This is a genomic window from Variovorax sp. KBS0712 (genome assembly GCF_006323185.2).
GTDB lineage: Bacteria > Pseudomonadota > Gammaproteobacteria > Burkholderiales > Burkholderiaceae_C > Variovorax > Variovorax boronicumulans.
Genome location: NZ_VCCD02000003.1, coordinates 83,212 through 103,708, shown reverse-complemented (window position 1 = coordinate 103,708; position 20,497 = coordinate 83,212). Strand labels below are relative to the sequence as shown.

The window sequence follows — 20,497 nt, the reverse complement described above, 5'->3', positions numbered from 1 at the left end:
GGATGCTGCTGAGACCAAGAGCCCCGATCGGGGCTCTTTTGCCGCCCGCTGGCGTCGCCTACTGCGCCCGCTTGAAGTCGAGGATGTTGTCCCCCGCCTTGGGTGCTTTGTCATCGGGCGGCGAGAAGCTGAAAGCCTTCGGATCCCGTATCGACGTCATCTCGAACAGTGGGTTGATCCGTCCCAGCTTGGCGCCACCATCCCGTACCAGCGGAGCCCAGGCAAAGTTCGCAGTGAACTTGCTCGAGCGCGGCAGCAATGCATCGAAGGGAATGGAAACGTAGATGCCCTTGTCGAAGCTGCCTTCGCCGAACTGTGCGGCGGACACGTTGGTCTTGGTGGCCCACGCGCCGATCGTCACGCCGTTGTCGAAGCGGCGGCTGATGTCGAGGGTGACACCGCGATCACCCGCCAAGTATTGACCCGCGCTGATCCTGGCCTGGACCCCGTTCCAGCCGGTGTCCCAATAGAGCGTGGCGTGGCCGGTGTTGACCTTGTAGTCGCGCAGACCGAGGTCTTGGGCAAAGTCGCGCTGGCGTACGTGGTTGATGTCGATGCCGAACGCGAACCTGCTGCGCCACGGGCGGTAGAGCCATTCGGCACCCACGCCGGCGAACATCGATTCGAGCGCACCGCCGTAGACGCTGTAGTACTGGTCTTCGTTCAGGCGGCCCACGTGGGTTAGCTGAAACACCGGCATGGTCAGCCGCTTGGTCGTTGCGTACTCGCGCTGGTAGGTTCGCACGCGGGGAAGGTTGCTGGGCGCGGTGTAGGTGAACTTATCGAAGTTGTCGAGCAAGCGCCAGTTCAGCGCGGCGTTCACCCAGGTGCTGGGTGTGAAGCGGTACTCCGCAGTGGCTGAGACGCCGAGTTGGTAGAGGAGGAAGGCATCGGGGCCGCCTAGGATCTGCGAGAAGCTCGGAGTCAGGCCGAAGGTGAGTCTTTCCGTGCGCCGTTCCCATGGCGTCATGGTCGGCGTCTCGCCGGGCGATGCTATGGCGGCGGTTGTTGCCTCGGTGGGTGTGCGCTGCGGCGATGCCGGCACGTAGAGCCCGTCTTCGGTCCGGCCGCGCGGCGGGGCGTAGTCGCGCTGGTCTGTGGCGCGCAGTTCTGCGGGCGTCTGTGCCTGGTAGTGCGCAGTCACCCACTCGCTGCGATCGACAACCTGCGTGTGCAGTGCCAGTCCACGCTCGTTGTAATGGAGGACGAAGTGCTTGATCGATGCCGGAGCATCGCGATGCATGACGGCAATGACCTGCTGTACCCGGGCCTCGCGGTACACGGTGTGGCTTTCGGTGATCCAGACGTGCGCGCTGTCGCCCTGCGGTGCGATGCGCTGCACGGTCCATTCGGTGCGTGCCTGGATCTCCGCAGCAGTGGCGGCCCAGCCGGGTGGATTGGCCGGCGCCTCCGGCGTGAAGCGGGGCGGCGGCGGATCTGCGGGCTTGCTGGACCGCATGTTCGCCATGTTGGTGGACAGGGTCAGCCCCACCATCACTTTGTTGCCGCGCTCCAGACCGGCGGTGAAGGCGACGCCGGGTGAGTAGCGATATTCCAGGCCAACGTTGAAGGGCGAGCGCCGTACCTGGTTGTTCTGCTGGGGCTCGTTCTTGTAGTTGTTGCCTTCGTACTCGAGCTTGACTGTCAGCGGATCCCAGGGCGTGCGCCACTCGACGCCGCCGAACAAGGAGGCTGGACCTCGGAAGAAGGCTTTGAAGTTCGCTTCACCGCCCGTTGCGGAGCTCACCGTGCGCGTTCTGAAGCGATTGCTCAGGGCCAGCAAGGGATTGCGGATGTTTCCGCTGTTGCCCAAGTATCCCCATCCGATGCCGAGGCTGAAGTCGAGGTCGCCGTAGCGCTTGTTGGCGACCAAGTATTCGGCCGAAAAGAGGCCAGTACCGCCAAGGTCGCGAAAGCCCAGTGCAACCTGAGGCACATAGGCGGATTCGCGCAGCAGCCGCAGCTTCACGTCGATGCTCTTGTCCTTGTTGCTCTGGCCTGTGGTGCTGGCGGCGTACGCGCGGTTGCTGATGGAGGTGTAGCGAAAGCCCGCCTCCAGCCAGTCCAGTGGCTGGAACATCACGTTCAGTCGTGTATAGGGCGACACGTGGCTGATCGACGTGCGGAAATCACCGGCCTCGCCCATGCGTGCCGTCGGCGTCTGGAGCAGGCCGGTTTCGCCCCAGTCGTTGCTGCTTGTGCGAGGTGCTTTGTATTGCGGGGCCGATGCGTCGGGGCGCACGGAGATGACGCTTTCCGGCGGCACTGATGGCGGGATGGATGCATTGATCACCGCGGCCGGCTTGGCCACTGCAAGCGCGGCAGTGGTGGTGCCCAGCGCCGCTGCCTGAGGCGAAGGGCCCTGGGTCGCCAGGAACTTGATGATGCCTTCCGATGCGTCGACCAGTTCGGTCATGCCGCGCGGCGCTGCCCAGATCCATGCGCCGGGCGCCGGCTCATCGGAGGGGTGGCCATTCCAGGGGGCGATGCCTACGCGGGACGTCCGACCATCGGGTTGCGCCACCCATGCCCAATCGTGAGTCGTGTTGGGGGCGCAGGCGATGACGTAGTCCCAGGCGGTCCGGCCGGCTTCGTGCGCCACGTGACACAACTCGCCATTGGGGCGGACAACCGCGATGGTTTTCAATTGCGGGGAGGGCGCAACGAGCTGCTGGCCGGCCGACAGCACAGGGTCTTGGTCCGGGTGTGCCTGCAGCCAGCGGGGGTCCACGATGCCCAGCGCCACGCGGCCGGTGACCGGCAGGTTCTGCAGCCACGTGATGAGCTTCAGTCGATCGAGTTGCTCGGAGCGCGGTGCGCGCCTGCTGGCCGCCTCGAGGCGCACGAGCAGGGTGTTCTTCAGGAACTGCTGGGCCAGTCGCTCCTGCGGCACGCGCCATGCCAGCCCGGGCGCTGCAGTGCCTTCTGGCTGACGCAGCAACCAAGTGCTCAGTCGTTCGCCGGGTCGCACCTCGGCATCGCTTGCAGGTTCAACTGTCGCCGCGTTCTGCGACGGCTCCGCCGCGGCGCCAAGGCTTGCCATCAACGCGCAGGCAAGGGCCGTTCGACGGGGCCAATGCGGGGGGCTGATGGCGCGCAGGAAGAGGGGGCTCATGTACCAGCGCGCGCCGCGGTGCCGGCTGCTGGTGCGGGGGGTGTCCACTGTTCGAAGCTCATGCAGAGGTCGCGGGAAATACATTGCTCCGAATACACGACCTGAGGGGCGTCAGAAGCAAATGAAACGCCGAAGCGGGCGGGAGGAACAGAGGCTGTCGCAGGGCGGGACACGCTGCGTTCTTCATACCAGCGCAAGGCGCTTGCGGGCACGCCGGCGAGAGCGCTGTCAGTGGGCGGCGCGATCGATGTGCGCGCGATGTCGTCGCGAATGCCGAAGCGATAGCCCGGCATCAGGTCGCGTTCGCGCGCGTAGGTCTGCGTGGTGTTGGCAGTGTGGGCTTGCCAGGCGGGTGGGTTGGCGAGCCGAACGTCGCGCCAGTCGATGGACAGCCCGGTCGTGCCGACCAGTTGACCATTCAGAAGTCGGACGACTTCGCCCGTGCCGCTGTACCAGACCTCAACCGGCCCTTCGGCGCGCTGATCGATATAGCCGAGCACCATGTACAGGACGCGCCCATCGACGGTGGCCCGCAGGTACCGATAGCTGGGATTGAAATTGGGCTGGGTTGCTGCAGACTCGCCGCGATAGAGCAGTCGAGCTGAATCCAGCATGGCCGAAGTTCCGGAGGAGCAACCGCCAACGCCCAAGAAAAACGTTGCCCAAAGGCAACGTTCTAAGAGTCGCGTGGCGGAAGCAACGCGCGGACTTTTCAGCGAATGCCCTCCTTTCAGGAGGGCAACCAGCATTAACGCGTGCCGGTGGTGCCCGTGCCGGTGGTGCCCGTGCCAGGGACGAAGAAGCCGCCGCCGCCGTTGCCGTTGTTGCTGCTGCCGAGGGCCAGCATCAGAGCGCCGGTGCCTCCAACAGCGCCCCATTGAGCGGGGGTCAGGCCGCCAAGGCCACCAGCGGTTGCGGCCGGAGCGCCAGCAGGGCCCGGTGCAAATGCGCGATTGTTGTTGCTTGCAGGCGCAGGGGTAACCTGCGTTTGGGCAAAAGCCGACGAGATTGCCAGGGTGGCAAGGGCGACGGTAGCAACCAGTTTGTTCGTCTTCACAGTGATCCTCTCAAAGGGTTTTTATGCTCTTGACTTGAGGTTAGCAGCATCAGAAGTGTGCCGCAACTAATTTGGCCTGGAGGATGGGGCGTTTGCCACGGCCTCCTTGTAACCGTGTATTGCCTCGATTTTTGTGGAGGAGTGTGACGGGTGCATGTGTATCTCAATGCTACGTAACGTTCCGCCTGCGACGACCGTAACGGCGACGACTGGTGCGTACCTCTTATCCGCGGGGCAGCCGGTGTTGCCTCCGCATTTCTTCAATGAAATCAACGCACTCACCGAGCCATTGTTGTGATGGGCCGCCTGGCCGACTCCCAGGCATCGTTCCTGCAGTACCCCGAAACGAAAGTTGACATTCAAGATAGGCCGCGGGGCACAACAAGGGGATATGCGTGGTTCGATTGTCTGAAGGTGGGGTCGCGAAGGGTTTGCGAGTGCGCGGGCCCGTGGTCGGCGGCGTGATCGGAGGCGTCTGCTCATGATGAATCAGCTGTCTGCCAGCAGCGCACACTCGGCGCCGGCACTCACCGGCCGGTACGCCGCCTTGGGCTGTGCCTTCTTCGGTGCCCTGATCGTCGAGGGCGACCTGGCCCTGGCCGACCGCATGCGACGCCTTCTCTGCGATCTGGCTCCGGGTCGCCGCGTCGTGATCGCCTCCACGCACACGGAAGCGATCCGTCTGCTGGCCGCGTTGCCCTACGACTTGGTGCTGGTCGACATGCACCTAACTGATAACGGCGGCGTCGTGCTCCTGTCGCACCTGCGGCGTACCTACCCGCAGATCGACGCCATCGCCATGTCGAGGGGCGACGACCGCCTGCTGGTCGAAGCCGCGATCTCGTCAAGAGCCTCCGGCTATCTGCTGACGAGCGCCGACGATGCTGAACTTTTTTTTTGCTGCGCTCGATCGAGCGCGGCGGTTCGCCGATGGACGCGCGCGTCGCGCGCCGCGTCCTCGGCCTGATTGCTGCGTCCGCGAAACCGGAGGGTGTCGAGTCCGCGCTGCGCGACGGCGACACGGTCTCGCCCACGATGCCTGCTCCCGGGCTGCTGTCACCTCGGGAGCTCAATGTGCTGCGCCTGATCGCGCAAGGCTGGAGCAATCGGCAGATTGCCGAAGCGATCTGCCTCTCGATCAACACGGTCGAGTTCCACGCCAAGCGGATCTACCGCAAGCTGGCCGTCAAGTCGCGAACCCAGGCCGTCCGGCAGGCGACCCAGTACGGGCTGCTGAGCTGAGCGCCGAGGGCCGTCGCGTGCTGTCGCGCACGTGCTGCGGCGCCGTGCGCACGCGCGGCAATCATTGAAAAACCCTTTTGCGCCCCGCTACAATCTCGGGTTGACCTTGCTGTGGCAAAGGTCAGCCCCTGCTCCAGCGAAGAAGACTTAGAGGATCCCCATGAGTGACATGACCTCCGGCTCGCCCCGGATCGACACAAGCAAGCGGACGTGGTTGATCGCATCCAGCTGTGCCGGCGTAGCGGGCGGCGTGGCCACCGCAATCCCTTTTGTGAGCACATTCCAGCCGTCCGAAAAGGCCAAGGCCGCGGGCGCCGCGGTCGAAGTGGACATCTCGACCCTCAAGGTCGGCGAAAAGATCACCGTCGAATGGCGCGGCAAGCCGGTCTGGATCCTCAAGCGCAGCCCTGACCAGGTCGCCGAACTCGCCAAGCTCGATGGCCAGCTCGCCGATCCGCTCTCCAAGCGTCACCCCGACGAATTCACGCCCAAGTACGCACAGAACGGCCATCGTTCGATCAAGCCCGACGTGCTGGTCGTGGTCGGCATCTGCACCCACCTCGGCTGCTCGCCGGTTGATCGCCTGCAGGCCGGCCCGCAACCCTCGCTGCCGAACGACTGGGAAGGCGGCTTCCTCTGCCCTTGCCACGGTTCCACGTTCGACCTCGCCGGTCGCGTCTTCAAGAACAAGCCCGCGCCTGACAACCTCCCTGTGCCTCCGCACATGTACCTGTCCGACACGCGCCTGCTCATCGGCGACGACAGCAAGAAGGCCTGAGGGAGACCACGAACATGGCTGAATTTCACGAAGTTTCCCCCAACGCTCCCGCCGGCGAGAAGCTGCTCAACTGGGTCGACAACCGCTTCCCGCTGACCAAGCTCTGGAACGACCAGTGGGGCAAGTACTACGCGCCGAAGAATTTCAACTTCTGGTACATCTTCGGCTCGCTCGCGATGCTGGTCCTCGTGATCCAGATCGTGACCGGCATCTTCCTCGTCATGCACTACAAGCCCGACGCGAACCAGGCGTTCGCATCGGTCGAGTACATCATGCGCGACGTGCCCTGGGGCTGGCTCATCCGCTACATCCACTCGACGGGCGCCTCGGCGTTCTTCATCGTGGTGTACCTGCACATGTTCCGCGGCCTCATGTACGGCAGCTACCGCAAGCCGCGCGAGCTGATCTGGGTGTTCGGCTGCGCGATCTTCCTGTGCCTCATGGCCGAAGCCTTCATGGGCTACCTGCTGCCCTGGGGCCAGATGTCCTATTGGGGCGCCCAGGTGATCGTGAACCTGTTCGCCGCCATCCCGTTCATCGGCCCTGACCTGGCCCTGCTGATCCGCGGCGACTACGTCGTGAGCGACGCCACGCTGAACCGCTTCTTCAGCTTCCACGTCATCGCCGTGCCGCTGGTGCTGCTCGGCCTCGTGGTGGCCCACCTGATCGCGCTGCACGAAGTGGGTTCGAACAACCCCGACGGCATCGAGATCAAGGCCAAGCGCGGTCCTGACGGCCATCCGCTCGACGGCATCCCGTCGCACCCGTACTACACGGTGCACGACATCTTCGGCGTGGTGGTGTTCCTCACGATCTTCTCGGCCGTGATCTTCTTCGCGCCTGAAGCCGGTGGGTACTTCCTGGAGTACAACAACTTCATCCCGGCCGACTCGCTGAAGACGCCGAACCACATCGCTCCGGTCTGGTACTTCACGCCGTTCTATTCGATGCTGCGCGCCACCACCGACGACATGGTCAACGTGTTCGCGCTGATCATCGCGGCCGCTGCCGTTTGGAACTTCATCAAGGGCAAGTCGGGCATGGGTCTGAAGGTTGCCGCCGTGGTAGTGGCCGCCGTCGTTATCTTCCTGCTCAAGACCTTCGACGCCAAGTTCTGGGGCGTGGTCATCATGGGCGGCTCGGTCATCATCCTGTTCTTCCTGCCGTGGCTCGACCACAGCGAAGTCAAGTCGATCCGCTACCGTCCGAGCTGGCACAAGTATGTCTACGGCGTGTTCGTGTTCTTCTTCCTGATCCTGGGCTACCTGGGCATCCAGGCGCCTGGCGTCTGGGGCAACCTGGTCATCGGCTCGTTCGCCCTGGACATCGCCCAGACCATCTCGCAGATCGGCACGCTCTTCTACTTCGGCTTCTTCCTGCTGATGCCGTGGTGGAGCCGCAAGGGCGAATTCAAGACCGTGCCCGAGCGCGTGGTCTTCGCCGCCCATTGATGCGCGCACAAGTGCAAGAGAGCTTGAGAGAAACACGATGAAGAAAAGAATTTCCGGCTGGCTCGCTGTCATGGGTCTGGCACTGGGCCTGACCTTCTCCGCGGCCGCATCCGCCGAATCGGGCGGTCTGGCGTGGGACAAGTCGCCCAACAAGACCACCGACGTAGCGGCCCTGCAGAACGGCGCCAAGCTGTTCGTCAACTACTGCCTGAACTGCCACTCGGCCGCCTTCATGCGCTACAACCGCCTGCAGGACATCGGCATCAGCGAGCAGCAGATCAAGGACAACCTTCTGTTCACGACCGACAAGGTCGGCGAGACCATGAAGGCCAACATCGACGCGCGCCAGGCCAAGGAATGGTTCGGCACCACGCCGCCCGACCTGACGCTGGTCGCACGTTCGCGCGCCGGCCACGGCGGCACGGGCCCCGACTACCTGTACACCTTCCTGCGCAGCTTCTACCGCGACGACACCAAGGCCACCGGCTGGAACAACCTGCTGTTCCCGAGCGTCGCCATGCCGAACCCGCTGTGGGAGCTGCAGGGCGAGCGCCTGCCGGTGCACGCCAAGGTCGAGCAGCACGGTCATGCCACCGACGTGTTCACGGGCAAGTGGGAGCAAGTGACCCCCGGCACGCTGACCCCGGTGCAGTTCGACAGCGCAGTGGGCGACCTCGTCGGCTACCTGCAGTGGATGGCCGAGCCGGCACAGAACACCCGCGTGCGCATCGGCGTCTGGGTGCTGCTGTTTCTGGCCATGTCGGTGGTTTTCGTATGGCGACTGAACGCCTCGTACTGGAAAGACGTCAAGTAATTCCGTTCACGCCGACCGGGCGCCTCGTGCGTCCGGTCCCACAGAGTGGGTTGCCCAGGCGACCCACTCTTTTTGATTTTTAGGAGTCTCTCGCCATGATGGTCTTGTATTCAGGAACGACCTGCCCCTTCTCCCACCGCTGCCGCTTCGTGTTGTTCGAAAAGGGCATGGACTTCGAGATCCGCGACGTCGATCTCTACAACAAGCCCGAAGACATCAGCGTGATGAACCCGTACGGCCAGGTGCCGATCCTGGTCGAGCGCGACCTGATCCTGTACGAGTCGAACATCATCAATGAGTACATCGACGAGCGCTTCCCGCATCCGCAACTGATGCCCGGCGACCCGGTCGACCGCGCCCGCGTGCGTCTGTTCCTGCTCAACTTCGAGAAGGAACTGTTCGTGCACGTCGCCACGCTTGAAAATCGGAACACCAAAGGCAACGATAAGGCGCTCGAAAAGGCCCGTTCGCACATCCGTGACCGCCTCACGCAGCTCGCCCCCGTGTTCCTCAAGAACAAGTACATGCTGGGCGACAACTTCTCGATGCTCGACGTGGCCATCGCACCGCTGCTGTGGCGTCTCGACTACTACGGCATCGATCTCAGCAAGAACGCGGCACCGCTGCTGAAGTACGCCGAACGCATCTTCTCGCGTCCGGCCTACATCGAAGCACTGACGCCTTCCGAAAAGGTCATGCGAAAGTAAGTAAGCTGCGTGCTTGCTTCCTTCGTTTTTCGCCGTCCTTCATGATCAACGCGCTCGAGTCTTCTTCCACCCGCCCGTACCTTATCCGGGCGCTGTACGAGTGGTGCACCGACAACGGGTTCACGCCCTATGTCGCGGTGCTGGTCGACGACACCGTCCAGGTGCCGCGCGAGTACGTGAAGAACGGCGAGATCGTGCTGAACATCAGCTTCGACGCGACCAGCTCGCTGAAGCTGGGCAACGACTTCATCGAGTTCAAGGCCCGCTTCGCCGGCACGGCGCGCGAAATCAGCGTGCCGGTTGGCCGCGTGATCGCGATCTATGCGCGTGAAAACGGGCAGGGCATGGCGTTTCCGGCACCCGTGCCGGCGGCCACGTCGGGCGAGGGTGACGATGACGCTGCAACGGCCGCTTCTTCGCCGAACAGCGCGCCGCGCATGCCGCTGCGTGATGCCTCGCGCGGTACCGAAGGCGATGCCAGCAAGGTGTTCCACCTGGTGACGGGCGAAGACGGTGACGAGACGGTCGATGCCAGCTCAGAGCCTGCCGATCCGACCGACGAGCCGCCGCGCCCGCCGGCTGGTGGCGGCACCCGGCCCTCGCTCAAGCGTGTCAAGTGACGACGTGGTCGGTCCCAAAACCGGCCGCTTACAATCACCTTCAGCACTGCTTTCTTTCAGCCGCTTTAGCTCAATTGGTAGAGCACCCGCCTTGTAAGCGGAAGGTCGTCAGTTCGATTCCGACAAGCGGCACCAAAACAAAGCCCGGTAACGTCCAAGGACGGCCGGGCTTTTTCTTTTTTCGCTCGAAGGAGCCTCGTCTTGCCCGCTATGAATGCTCGAAGTCGTCCGAAAAAGTGTGCCTGAATCCGACGCATGTGGGGGCATGTTTGGGGGAGCGGAGTAAAAAAGTGGGCACAACGGGGGGGCGGACAAAAACTTGGACTGCCAGGAGGTTCATGTACTCATACGAAGACAGAATTCGAGCGGTTGAGCTGTACATCAAGCTCGGCAAACGCATCGGCGAGACCATTCGTCAATTGGGGTACCCGACCAAGAATGCATTGAAGGGATGGCGCCGTGAGTACGAGCGGCGGTTCGATCGACCAAAGAGCTATGCGCGTTCGACGCCAAAGTATTCTCTGGAGCAGAAGGGGGGAACTGTCAGGCACTTTCCGCGGGCAGGGCTTTACTGGATTCAAGCTATTGCGCCAATCGATCCGACAAAGAACCACGCCTTCATGGTCGAAATCCATTTCGTATCGAGTACTTGGCTCACGTCAACAAAGAGCGATGGCATCGACGCCTCATTACTGGCGGCCTATCTTCCAGTTCAGCACCTCCCCCGCTCTCGGCACCCGCACACGGTCGCACCTCGACACCTGTGCTGAGAGGCGAGACTGACTACGCCGATGGCTGTTTTTAGGCAGCCGCAGTAAATTGTCAAAAACCAATGAAATCTGTCTGCCCGCAAGGGGCAGGCAGATTCACTTATTTTTTGAAAACACGACTTGGTTGCGCACTGACTGAATCGACAGTGAGGCTGATGTCAACTGATCAGCCGTGGGGATATGCCTTAACGAAGGCGGTCAAAAAATCTCATGCCAAAGAGCTTGTCGTCCTCTGTCCGATTTCGCGGTACTTGGTTTGCCTTAGCCATGTAATTGGCGATGAACGCCTGCAACGACTCTCTCTTCGAGTTGTCATGGCGGTTGACTTGCCCTATGCCGACGCCCCAGCGTTTCAGTTTTTCTTTGTTGGCATTGGTATTCCAGTAGTCACCCCATCCGCGTGTCACCTCATTGACCCAATGCTCGCCAATCTCTTGGGCAACTATCACGTCAGACTTGCGTTGCGCCGAATAAAAGATTAAGAGGTGCAAATGCAATCCAGAGCGATCTCCTTCTTCTAATTTCCAGATGATTCCTCGAACCATCTGCAGCAAAGCAGTGGGGTACTCCTTTATGTGACGAAGAAACAGGTCTCGGTGATTTTGTATTGTACTAAGCGTCACGCCATTTCGATATTTTCTCTGATAGCTCGTGGTAATGTGCAATATCAGATGGCGAGAGCTGTTGATGAACATCTCTTCCTCGAAGCCCAGTCCACTGTGTCTATTTCTCCGCATCCTTGCTTGAGTTGTCCTGCGGCTCCTTAATTCATCGTCGTACTGTGAGTTTTCAGGGTATCCATTTTTATCGAACATGCTTGATCTCGTTGGTTATGCCAACGAATCAGTGGCCCAGATATTTTTTAATGAATGTGAATCTCAAATGCACTTCCATTGACCTTTGGTATCTGGTATGAGTTGAATCCTGTTCGTTGGCCGTCTTCTTATCTATTTCATAAGAAGCAATATAAGAGGTTGCTGAAATCATGTCGCACAAGACGAAAACCCCGACGACCTTCGATGTCGGTGTTGATAATTTTTGTCTTTCTTTAAGGGATTTTATGTCGCTGCTGCAAGAGATGATGCGCTAGGGTGCGTGGGAGATTCAAGCCGTAAATATCCGCCGAAGGCCAGCCCATCCTCTCCACTGATCGCCACTTAAATTTCCCAACCTGGACAATGCGATGGTTGCTGCCCAATTTGTGCTGCAACGCTGGTGGTTCCGTTCCCTTAGCGCGAGCAACACTGAGTCGTGAAACGCCTCCTGACTCTCCTGGCTACGCATGAGAAGTGCTAGAGCAAACGGAAAAATGCACATCCAAAATGGTTCTCATTCATTGAGAACCATTTTGGATGTGAAAAATTTTTCATGAACCTTAGATTTTTATGCCGTTGGTATCAACTTGTGCCCCATCGGGCGGGCATTCACGCCCTGGTACGCGGCCGCCCAGGGCGTCCAAACAACGGTCCCGGCAAATGCCCTGTCATGAAGGTCTTGGATTTCGGTGATGCCTTCACGCGAACGAACTGATCTTTCTTCGCCAAACACATCAGTTCGTGCATCAGATCGCGGCGCTTTTCTATGTCGTGATGGCTTATCAGGCCGGTCCCTGGGAACTTGGAGGCGTGGCGATTGCAGTTGTGGTAATAGCCACGTCCGCCTGTTAGCTCTACCCAGTATCCCCCGATCAATTCGCCAAGCCATTCATGCTGCATGATCTCTGAGCCGTCAAAGATCAATGCTGCATGCAAGTAGTGCCCTCCTGTGCTGGAGAATTCGACGGAGCAGGCGTAGCCGGCCAAGTTCCGGAATAGTGATGGCTTGCCACGCATATTGTCTTTGAGGTGACGCCAGTCTTCCGTCGCAGTAATAATATCTACGCGTGGTAAATCATCGCCGTAATCATCAAGCGCCTCTTCTTGGGATAACGCTGTACGCTCTCGAATATTTCGATCTCGAAGTATCGCGTTCCATTCCTTCGCCTGTACGATGTCCCGGCATGCCGCTTGTCGATATCTTAGGTCAAGGCGAATTACCGTCAGGTGCGCATAGCGATCATGCAAGGTATTGATATAAACTTTCAGCCGCTTGGAGTTTTCGCTGGAATTACGTCGCCAACTTTGCATCAAACGCTTGACGCCGCTACGCTTTCCCTCCGCTCGCAGCGCCACCACGAAGTCGTTGAAGATTTCTGCAGCCCCTCTGCCAATCAATTGCTCATATGCAGCACGAAATTGGCCGATGGCATGCATGGAGTAGACACGATGAAATAAGTCTAGGTCTGGTGACAAAGCCAAACCGTCAAAGACCAGCCGTTCGAATGCGGGTAGCAATTCTGCATACCTAGCCATTTCGCCTTCCACGATATCTATCGTGTCGTCGATATTACGCCTGATCTCGAAAGGCAGTTGATCTGTCTCGATCACGCACTGCATGAACTTGATTTGGAGAATGAGCATATTGACGCCTGCCCCGATCCGATAGGCTTTGCCGTTGAGGCCATAGGCAATGCCCATGTTTCGCTCTAGATTCCTCACTATTCCGCGAATTTCATCACTGCCATCGCTAATCAGGTCGAGGTCTTCATTATTTTTTCTGTTCACCATGGGTCATCTGCTCAAGGCTAGAAGAGAAATTGATTATTTTTTTAGAGTCGTCTTGCTCAATGAGCCCTCTCAATGTATGCCGCCACGGCTCAGGACATTGTCCAGTGCGTCAAACGGAGGGAGCACTTCGATGAAGTGCGTGCCCTTTATCGTCAAGAAACGAGCACGATCCTGGTTGAACAACTCCCCGATTGCGCTGCGTAGGCGGGGCTGCGTCATTCCCAATCTAATTGCAATCTCGTTGCGGTGCCGATAGTTGAATTGCCGTAGACCAATTCTCTGCAGCCACTGCGCCAGGGCGGCTGCATCACGCTCGCGCTGCAACTCTTGGTCAAGGGGGTTGTGAGTCCACTGATACGCTTCAAAGTGATACCAGCAAATTTGCTCCGCGCTTTCGATCAACTCGACCGATATATCTCCGTCACGTCCCAGGAACACGTGGTTCTTGGCAGCCATGCGGGCAATATGTCCTGTCATCTTCGCCAGAAAGTCACGGCAATGCGCAAGTTCGGGGTGCGACATCAAATCAAGATTCCGATCTTGAAGGTGACGCAGGCTTGTCTTCGCATTGCGGCCAAACGCAACGGAAGGAATTTCTTTCTTGCCGGAACGAATGCGGGTATTCAGGTCGTTCAACATCGCGGTCACGCGCTCGCCGTACTCGGCATGCGCGCGACCGATGAAGGCATCTTCCTGATGTTCCGAGCCGATCCATTCGTCGAGGACGATGTGGTACAGGAAACGAGCATCTAGGCCACTGGCCTTCAGTTCGTCGCCGCGCTTTTTGCAGAACGATTTAAAAAGCCCAGGCTGAACCATGAACAACATGGTCAGATAGCCTTGGATTTCCTTGCGCGGTTCGTCGACACGGCTGTGCCGGATCACCTTGCCGCCAAAGAGATTTGCCAGAGTTGGGAAGTCCTTGGTACGGAGCATGTTCAGCGCGATCATGCCTTCATCGACAATCCAGCCGGACACAGGCCAATGCTCCAGGCTGCGCAGTACCGCTTGCATGGAGGCATCGTCCTGCAGAAGAGTCGGAATAACAGCAGGACGAGGTTCCTGTTCCAGCATCTTGGCGAGCAGCGCTTCGATCTCGTCCGTTCCTTCGTCATTCACCAAGCGTTTTTGAATGTCCTTGTCGAACATTGCCACGCGCTTCTGCCACACCCGATGTGCGGCCTTCTGCTGGTATTGAGCTATGGGGGTCTGCTCAGAGTGCTTTGCGCACCATTGAGATATGGCCTCGGTTAGCGGCTCATGATGAAAACTTTTGCCCGCGCCCGAAGACGCCAGCAAGATGCCGAACGAAGTCAGTGGCGCGGTGCCGCCTCCTGGCTTGTCATAGACCGCCAGCCCCGATGAAACCAAGGAACTGACGGCTTCGAGTATGGACGCGCCGATGGCATCATCTTTGGGCGTCTTTGATCGTTCTTGCAGCACGCTGCCCAACAAGCCGGGCAAAGCCGTGTAAGGAAAATCCGGAACTTCCGAGGCATTTCCGATGGAGCCTTTCCCGTTTCTCATGTGATTTCTTTGGGCAAGTGACGACATGCATGTGCGTTTTTCACGGGGGCCTCCTCCTCGCTCTTTGCGGTGAATAAGATGGTTGAAAAAAGGGATTTGAGATATGGGGTACGCGTATCAGCGGAAGTTCGAGCACCCCGGTGCGCCACTTGCCGCACTGACGCCGCTGCCGACATGACATCGTTTGGCAATGCTTGCACGGCACCAAACCAGATCGACTTTTCCTTGGGCCGTACATCGCTTCTTTGAGGCGCCGCAGTGCACGCCAGGCTGGCGATTGTCGAGCCTTGGCCTTTATGGCAGTTCACGCCTCGACGGCCGGCGTGTCATATCCGCGGGTGTAGACCCATCAGAGAGTGCAGGGGGGCCTGCAATCGACAGTCGGCAAAATTTGGAAGCTTTACCTCGATGGGGCTGTGCCCATCGGTGCGCAAGTACGCGTGCCACGACAACTCCACGGCGTTGGCTCGGGCTGGTGCCCGGATTGAATGAGTTTCCAGAAATTTTCAGCGATATATGACATAGCTGAACAAACACCTGAATGTGTCCTTTTTGCATTTCTGTGCGACTTGGGGCACGGGTTGTCTGTTTTGCATGTTCATCACTGATTTTTCGATTCGACGAAAGGAATTCTCAACCATGTCCAAATGCCCTCAATGCCGGTCCGAGCGGATCGTGCAGCGTGACCTTGGAAAAAAAGTAGGTGCTGCACTGGGCACCGCAACCGGCGTGGCCCTGGGCGCCACATCTGCGCTGCGCGGTGCGCAAGGTGGTGCATTGGTCGGCGCTGTCTTAGGACCGGCGGGCGCCTTGCTGGGGGCCATTGCCGGCGCTGCGCTGGCGGGGTTGGTCAGCGGGGTGGCGGTCGGTGAGGCCGTGGACGTCAATATCCTGGACAACCACGAGTGCCTCGAGTGCGGCCATATCTTTGGCGCCAGGGCGCTTTGACGTGTCGGTTTCCGGCCTGCTGGTCTTTCGCGTAATTTCTGCCGCGAACTGAAACGCTCCCGCGTCTGCGGTCTTCGCGTTCACGCTTTCCCTTCCCCGCTCGCTCGTTTCACGGTTGCTCGCATAGGGCTGTTGCTGCTGCCTTGTCGCAGCGGCTTGACCGTGCGCGTCTGCAATCTACCGCTTCACTCAGCCGTCTATCCCTTCACAAGGAATCTCCCATGGCACACCTCATCGAACAAATGGCTTACGCAGGCGAAACACCCTGGCATCTGTTGGGCAACCCCCTGCCGCCCAAGCAACCCCTGGAGGTCTGGGCGCGCAAGGCCGGCATGGACTGGACCATTCGCGAAACCCCCGTGCGCTACATGGCACAGGACCTCCAGGCGCCCGAGGCCATTCAACCTTTTGAAAGCCTGGAGTCGTTTCGCGACCAGAAGGTGCTGTATCGCAGCGACACGCGTTTGCCCCTGTCCGTCGTGAGCCGCCGCTACCAGGTGGTCCAGCCCCGCGACGTTCTCGAGTTCTACCGGGATCTGACCGAGGTCTCGGGCTACGAGATGGAGACGGCCGGCGTTCTCAAGGCGGGCCGGAAATTCTGGGCCCTGGCGCGCACCGGCAAGCAGGCTGTGCTCAAGGGCACGGACGTCGTCAACGGCTATCTGCTGCTGGCCACCTCCTGCGACGGCACGCTGGCGACCACCGTCACGCCCACCACGGTGCGGGTGGTCTGCAACAACACCTTGTCCATCGCGCTGGACGGTGCGAGCGATGCTATCCGGGTGCCGCACCGCAGCAGCTTTGATGCCGACGCGGTCAAACGCCAACTGGGCATTGCGGTGTCGCAGTGGGATGGTTTCATGTACCGCATGAAGCTCTTGTCCGAGCGCAAGGTCAAGAACAAGGAGGCCGCGGATTATTTCCTCCAGGTGCTGTGCGGACCGACCGCCAGTGGGCGCGAGGGCAAGCAGGGGTTCGCCACTGTCATCCCCGAGATCAAGGTGCTGCCTCACGAGCGTGCGCTCAAGAAAATCCAATCTCTCTACGAGGGCCATGGCCGCGGCGCCGAGCTCGCTGCAGCCAAGGGAACGGCGTGGGGGCTGCTCAGCGCCATGACCGAATTCGTCGATCACGAGCGCCGAGCCCTCAGCCGCGAGTCCCGGCTCGACAGTGCCTGGTTCGGCCAAGGCGCGGCCTTGAAGCAACGAGCGCTGGACCGTGCGCTGGAGCTTGTGTCCTGAAGCCTCGCCCCACCTTACTCACCTTCCACCTCGCCCCAAGAAGCCCTGTCTCTCCATCAGGAGGACGGGGCTTTTTGCTGGGCACCAATGAACCTTCCATCAACCTTCCAAGGAGAACCAAACATGGTGAACACACGTGCAGAGCGGTTGCGCACGGTGCGAGCTTCGTCGAGAAGCCGCGCATCGCTGCAATTGGTAAAGCCGGCAGCGACGGTCGCTGCGATCGACGATCGACGCTTCGAGCGTCTTGCCTCGAGCGATACGGGCATCGCCAGTGCCGAAGCGGCCGCTGCCGTCGGCATGGATCCCTTCAAGTCGCCCGTGCGCCTGTGGATGGAAAAGACCGGCCGACAGGATCTGCTGCACCCGACGCAAGTGCGCGACGACAGGCTCACTGACTGGGGCCGGCAGCTCGAGCCGCTCATGGCGGCGCACTATGTCCGAAGGACCGGGCGCAGGGTCTTGCACCCGCCCGCAGCAATACCTGCAGTGCTGCAGCACCCGCACCACCCCTGGATGCTCGCGCCCGCCGGACGAGAAGTCGTCGGCGCAAGCGACGTCCAACTCCTCGAATGCGTGTCCGTCGGGATCCCTACCGTCCAGTTGTGGGACGGCGGCATCCCGACGTACCTGCGCCTGCAGGTGCTGCATCGGCTGGCCGTCACGGGCGCGCGAGCGGCCGATGTGGTGGTGCTGATGTGCGGCCACGAACTGCAGGTCTATCGCATCGAACGAGATGAAACGCTCATTGCCCGACTCATCGAGCAGGAGCGGGCGTTCTGGCGTTGCGTGGAACTGGACCAGGCGCCGCCCGCAGATGGTCGGCCGCTGGACGATGCGCTGTGCTGAGTTGACTAGACACAGGGCACCGCTCGATCAGTCGACCACCCGGCGTCACGAGCTTACTTGGCCATCCCCTCCGGCCGTCCTTGTTCCTTACCTCATCGCACCTTCTTCCCTTCCTCTTTTCTTCTTTTCTTCTGCTTCCCATGACCACTCACCCAGCCCGCTTCGTGCGGGCTTTTTTACGTCTGTTCAACCCGGCGCATCACGGTGTCGCCACCTCAGGAGGCTCATCCATGAACCCTCACATCAAAACCGGTGTCCGGCTGCACACCACCTTGCCCGCCTACACGCGCAACCCGTTGTCCAAGGACATGCTCAAGTGGTCGGCGCAGTTCGACGTCCCGCAGATTGGCCAGGACATCTTCATCCATATCAACGCCATCGGCCGCGCCAAGGTGGTCGGCTACGGCGCATTGGACGGCTACCTGGGTGTGATGACCGTGCCATCCGACCCGCCCGGCTGGTGGATTCGGCAGAACGGGCTGCCCGGCGCTGACAACGCCGCGCTGGCGTTCGGCGCGGAGATCTCGCTGGCTCCTGCAGGGGAGGGCGTATGAAAGAGCTGACTCGTGCGACGCTGGTGTTCACGGCCGAGATCACGGTGTACGACGAAGAGGCACTGCGTCGGGCGGCCCTCGCCCGTGCGCAGGAGGACGGCTTGAGCGAGCTGGAATGGGCGGCCATACGTCAGAACCCTGGTCAGAGCCAAGGCCAGGCGGTAGCCCACGACCTGGTGATGCTGCTGGACCCCGGCTTGATCGATGGCGCGGGCTTCGAGATCCTGCACTCCCAGTGCGAGGCGGTCGAACCATGAACGCGATCGTCGTTCCCGAGGCCGAGTACGCCTGGCTGCAAGCAGTGCACGGCGTGGATCTGCAGGAGGCCCGCGTTGTCATTCTCCATGGCAGCCAATTTACCCCCGAGAAGATCGAAGTGTTTGCGCACGACAGCCACCGTGCCAAGCCCATGCGGGTGTACTTCCCCGCAGCCTGCCCCGAGTACACGGTCACCGTCAGCCATCTGGGCCAGGTGTACCGAGGATCGAAGCGGCAGGAGGCCCTTCGGGCATTTCATCACTTCAGGTCGCGAGCGATCGCAAGGCGGTGTTCCCAGGACGAGGCGCAGAGCGAGAAGGGCGGCGCCGCCGGCGTCTGCGATCGCTCGGGCGACGGGCCGGTCACCTTGATGCGCGATCACGAGATCGAGCGTGCCTACAGGCCTGGACCCAGGGAGCCCAGGTCGACAAACGTTCCGTTAACCGGGACCGGACACAGGGGGGCCTCATGAGGGCACCCGTGAATCCACGCACGAACATCGAGTTCGTGAGCGACCTGATGACGTACTCGGCGCACGGCGCGTTGATCCAGGCGTTCGTGTTGCAGGCGCTGGAGCAGTACGCCAGGCGCGTGGCTGAAACGGATCCCGAAGCACTGGACACCCCCATGGTCAGTGGTCGTGCCTGGCATGGCTGCGCCGTGGAGGTGAGGGACAAGCTGGCGAGACGGCTTGGTCGCAACGAAGCAGGCCCAACTGCAGCTTCGCCCACGCAAGGGCATTGACTCTCGACGACCGCTGACTGCCTGCAGTGGCACCAACGTACCGCGCACAACCCACCGCCCCTGGTCTCTCTGGCCTGAGGCGTGGTGGATGCGTGCGCGTGGGTCTGGCCAGCCCTTCGGGACCGGCACTTCATGACGCTGCCGGCGACGGCGGCATTCACAACACAGAGGCTTCGACTTTGTCCATCTCAATCATGGCGCGGGCCCAAGCTCGCCCGAACCCCAACTGGTCGCTTCAACAGCGTCCGATTCACGCACTCGGAACTCACCCCGAGCAGGACGTCTGCACCTATCACCTGGTGCGCGTCAGCCGCAACCGCAAGACGGGGCCCATACCGGTGACGACCACGAGTGCGAACTCGTGTCCACCGACCTGTGGCTTCAAGGGCAACGGCTGCTACGCGCAAAGCGGACCCTTGGCGATTCATTGGAAGTGCGTCTCTGAGGGACGCCGAGGCTACTCCTTCGATGAACTGCTGCTGGAGATCTCCACACTGCGGCGCCATGCCTTGTGGCGTCACAACCAGGCGGGCGACCTGACGCCCGAGGCACCCGGCGTCATCGACGGTCGCAAGCTCACGAGGCTGGCCATGGCGAACCGGGGGCGTCGTGGATTCACGTACACCCACTACTTGCCGACGCCCGCCAATCGGATCGCGATCCGTCAGGCGAACCGGCTCGGTTTCACGGTGAACCTCAGCGCCGAGTCGCTTCGACAGGCCGATGAGTACTTGGATCACGGCGTGGCACCGGTCGTCGTCGTGCTGCCACCTAGCGCCGTGAAGGCCACGCGCACGCCAGCAGGACGTCACGTCATCGTGTGTCCGGCCAGTACCGGCAATGCCGACTGCTTGAACTGCGGTATCTGTCAGCAACGCGATCGCACGTCGATCGTGGGCTTCCCCGCCCACGGAAGCGGCGCCAAACGTGTCGAGGCGATCTTCTTCAAGGAGGTGCGCCCATGACAGCCGCGTGCAAGGGCATGTCCGCCGAAGGGCAGGGCGCCTCGATTGAGCTCGATGAGGCCTTCTTTCGGCGCGTGGACCACGCGGACCTGGCCCGCAAACAAGGCGACCCCTACCGTTTGGAGCAGGTGCATCGGGCGCTCGAGGAAGAGGCCTACCTGGCGAGCGTCAATGGCGCGATGTACCTGGATCGACCGCCCAGGCGAGATCCATTTTGACGAACGCCCCGTGCATCGAGGGACCCCGACTCA

22 protein-coding genes and 1 tRNA gene are annotated in these 20,497 nt (G+C 60.9%); 18 read left to right on the top strand and 5 right to left on the bottom strand.

What is annotated here, in order from left to right:
* Positions 1 to 58: 58 nt before the first annotated feature.
* Both FFI97_RS25325 and FFI97_RS25320 read right to left on the bottom strand, forming a co-directional pair.
* Positions 59 to 3,115: a YjbH domain-containing protein gene (locus tag FFI97_RS25325; protein ID WP_139701084.1), complete on the bottom strand. Its 3,057-nt coding sequence runs from the start codon at positions 3,113 to 3,115 to the stop codon at positions 59 to 61.
* A complete protein-coding gene (locus FFI97_RS25320; protein WP_185993720.1) occupies positions 3,112 to 3,729 on the bottom strand; it encodes a YjbF family lipoprotein in 618 nt (205 codons plus the stop codon). Before FFI97_RS25320 ends, FFI97_RS25325 begins: the two co-directional genes overlap by 4 nt.
* Positions 3,730 to 4,653: 924 nt before the next feature.
* Here FFI97_RS25320 and FFI97_RS34130 point away from each other — a divergent pair.
* The 9 genes from FFI97_RS34130 to FFI97_RS25280 all read left to right on the top strand — a co-directional run bounded on the left by FFI97_RS34130 (position 4,654) and on the right by FFI97_RS25280 (position 10,554).
* Positions 4,654 to 5,139 carry a response regulator gene (locus tag FFI97_RS34130; RefSeq protein WP_260685179.1) on the top strand — a complete coding sequence of 162 codons (486 nt, stop codon included), beginning with the start codon at positions 4,654 to 4,656 and terminating at the stop codon, positions 5,137 to 5,139.
* Positions 5,103 to 5,414, top strand: coding sequence for a response regulator transcription factor (locus FFI97_RS34125; RefSeq protein WP_260685178.1), 312 nt, complete (start codon positions 5,103 to 5,105; stop codon positions 5,412 to 5,414). Before FFI97_RS34130 ends, FFI97_RS34125 begins: the two co-directional genes overlap by 37 nt.
* Before the next feature lie 160 nt (positions 5,415 to 5,574).
* Positions 5,575 to 6,192: a ubiquinol-cytochrome c reductase iron-sulfur subunit gene (petA, locus tag FFI97_RS25310; RefSeq protein ID WP_139701087.1), complete on the top strand. Its 618-nt coding sequence runs from the start codon at positions 5,575 to 5,577 to the stop codon at positions 6,190 to 6,192.
* A gap of 14 nt (positions 6,193 to 6,206) precedes the next feature.
* Positions 6,207 to 7,643: a cytochrome b gene (locus FFI97_RS25305; RefSeq protein WP_062473679.1), complete on the top strand. Its 1,437-nt coding sequence runs from the start codon at positions 6,207 to 6,209 to the stop codon at positions 7,641 to 7,643.
* A 37-nt stretch (positions 7,644 to 7,680) separates the two neighbouring features.
* A complete protein-coding gene (locus FFI97_RS25300; RefSeq protein WP_062473681.1) occupies positions 7,681 to 8,457 on the top strand; it encodes a cytochrome c1 in 777 nt (258 codons plus the stop codon).
* A gap of 95 nt (positions 8,458 to 8,552) precedes the next feature.
* Entirely contained in the window at positions 8,553 to 9,164 is a 612-nt protein-coding gene (locus tag FFI97_RS25295; RefSeq protein WP_139701088.1) for a glutathione S-transferase N-terminal domain-containing protein, read from the top strand.
* Positions 9,165 to 9,205: 41 nt separating this feature from the next.
* Complete coding sequence (locus FFI97_RS25290; protein WP_139701089.1) at positions 9,206 to 9,784, top strand: ClpXP protease specificity-enhancing factor; 579 nt, start codon at positions 9,206 to 9,208, stop codon at positions 9,782 to 9,784.
* Positions 9,785 to 9,843: 59 nt separating this feature from the next.
* A tRNA-Thr gene (locus FFI97_RS25285) sits at positions 9,844 to 9,919 on the top strand.
* Between the two features lie 203 nt (positions 9,920 to 10,122).
* On the top strand, positions 10,123 to 10,554 hold the full coding sequence (locus FFI97_RS25280) for a transposase (protein ID WP_139701090.1): 432 nt from the start codon (positions 10,123 to 10,125) through the stop codon (positions 10,552 to 10,554).
* 185 nt (positions 10,555 to 10,739) lie between these two features.
* Here the strand turns inward: FFI97_RS25280 and FFI97_RS25275 are convergent, their stop codons facing one another.
* From FFI97_RS25275 to FFI97_RS25265, 3 genes are all read right to left on the bottom strand, one after another.
* Entirely contained in the window at positions 10,740 to 11,369 is a 630-nt protein-coding gene (locus tag FFI97_RS25275) for a hypothetical protein (protein WP_139701091.1), read from the bottom strand.
* Between the two features lie 609 nt (positions 11,370 to 11,978).
* Entirely contained in the window at positions 11,979 to 13,160 is a 1,182-nt protein-coding gene (locus FFI97_RS25270; protein WP_139701092.1) for an inovirus-type Gp2 protein, read from the bottom strand.
* A gap of 69 nt (positions 13,161 to 13,229) precedes the next feature.
* Complete coding sequence (locus tag FFI97_RS25265; RefSeq protein WP_221937720.1) at positions 13,230 to 14,687, bottom strand: DUF3987 domain-containing protein; 1,458 nt, start codon at positions 14,685 to 14,687, stop codon at positions 13,230 to 13,232.
* A gap of 594 nt (positions 14,688 to 15,281) precedes the next feature.
* Here FFI97_RS25265 and FFI97_RS25260 point away from each other — a divergent pair.
* The 9 genes from FFI97_RS25260 (at position 15,282) to FFI97_RS25220 (ending at position 20,464) form a co-directional block, all read left to right on the top strand.
* Positions 15,282 to 15,635 carry a hypothetical protein gene (locus FFI97_RS25260; protein ID WP_260685177.1) on the top strand — a complete coding sequence of 118 codons (354 nt, stop codon included), beginning with the start codon at positions 15,282 to 15,284 and terminating at the stop codon, positions 15,633 to 15,635.
* A gap of 221 nt (positions 15,636 to 15,856) precedes the next feature.
* A complete protein-coding gene (locus FFI97_RS25255; RefSeq protein WP_139701094.1) occupies positions 15,857 to 16,876 on the top strand; it encodes a DUF932 domain-containing protein in 1,020 nt (339 codons plus the stop codon).
* A gap of 123 nt (positions 16,877 to 16,999) precedes the next feature.
* Positions 17,000 to 17,725 (top strand): YqaJ viral recombinase family protein, encoded by a 726-nt coding sequence (locus FFI97_RS25250; RefSeq protein ID WP_139701095.1) that lies wholly within the window; start codon positions 17,000 to 17,002, stop codon positions 17,723 to 17,725.
* Between the two features lie 140 nt (positions 17,726 to 17,865).
* Entirely contained in the window at positions 17,866 to 18,279 is a 414-nt protein-coding gene (locus FFI97_RS25245) for a hypothetical protein (protein ID WP_260685176.1), read from the top strand.
* Entirely contained in the window at positions 18,276 to 18,536 is a 261-nt protein-coding gene (locus tag FFI97_RS25240) for a hypothetical protein (protein WP_139701097.1), read from the top strand. Before FFI97_RS25245 ends, FFI97_RS25240 begins: the two co-directional genes overlap by 4 nt.
* Positions 18,533 to 19,009, top strand: coding sequence for a hypothetical protein (locus FFI97_RS25235; protein ID WP_139701098.1), 477 nt, complete (start codon positions 18,533 to 18,535; stop codon positions 19,007 to 19,009). Before FFI97_RS25240 ends, FFI97_RS25235 begins: the two co-directional genes overlap by 4 nt.
* Before the next feature lie 8 nt (positions 19,010 to 19,017).
* Complete coding sequence (locus FFI97_RS25230) at positions 19,018 to 19,281, top strand: hypothetical protein (RefSeq protein WP_260685175.1); 264 nt, start codon at positions 19,018 to 19,020, stop codon at positions 19,279 to 19,281.
* 98 nt (positions 19,282 to 19,379) lie between these two features.
* Positions 19,380 to 20,246, top strand: a complete 867-nt coding sequence (locus FFI97_RS25225) for a hypothetical protein (RefSeq protein WP_260685174.1) — start codon at positions 19,380 to 19,382, stop codon at positions 20,244 to 20,246.
* Positions 20,243 to 20,464, top strand: coding sequence for a hypothetical protein (locus FFI97_RS25220; RefSeq protein ID WP_139701100.1), 222 nt, complete (start codon positions 20,243 to 20,245; stop codon positions 20,462 to 20,464). The genes FFI97_RS25225 and FFI97_RS25220 overlap by 4 nt, the downstream gene beginning before the upstream one ends.
* Positions 20,465 to 20,497: the final 33 nt, after the last annotated feature.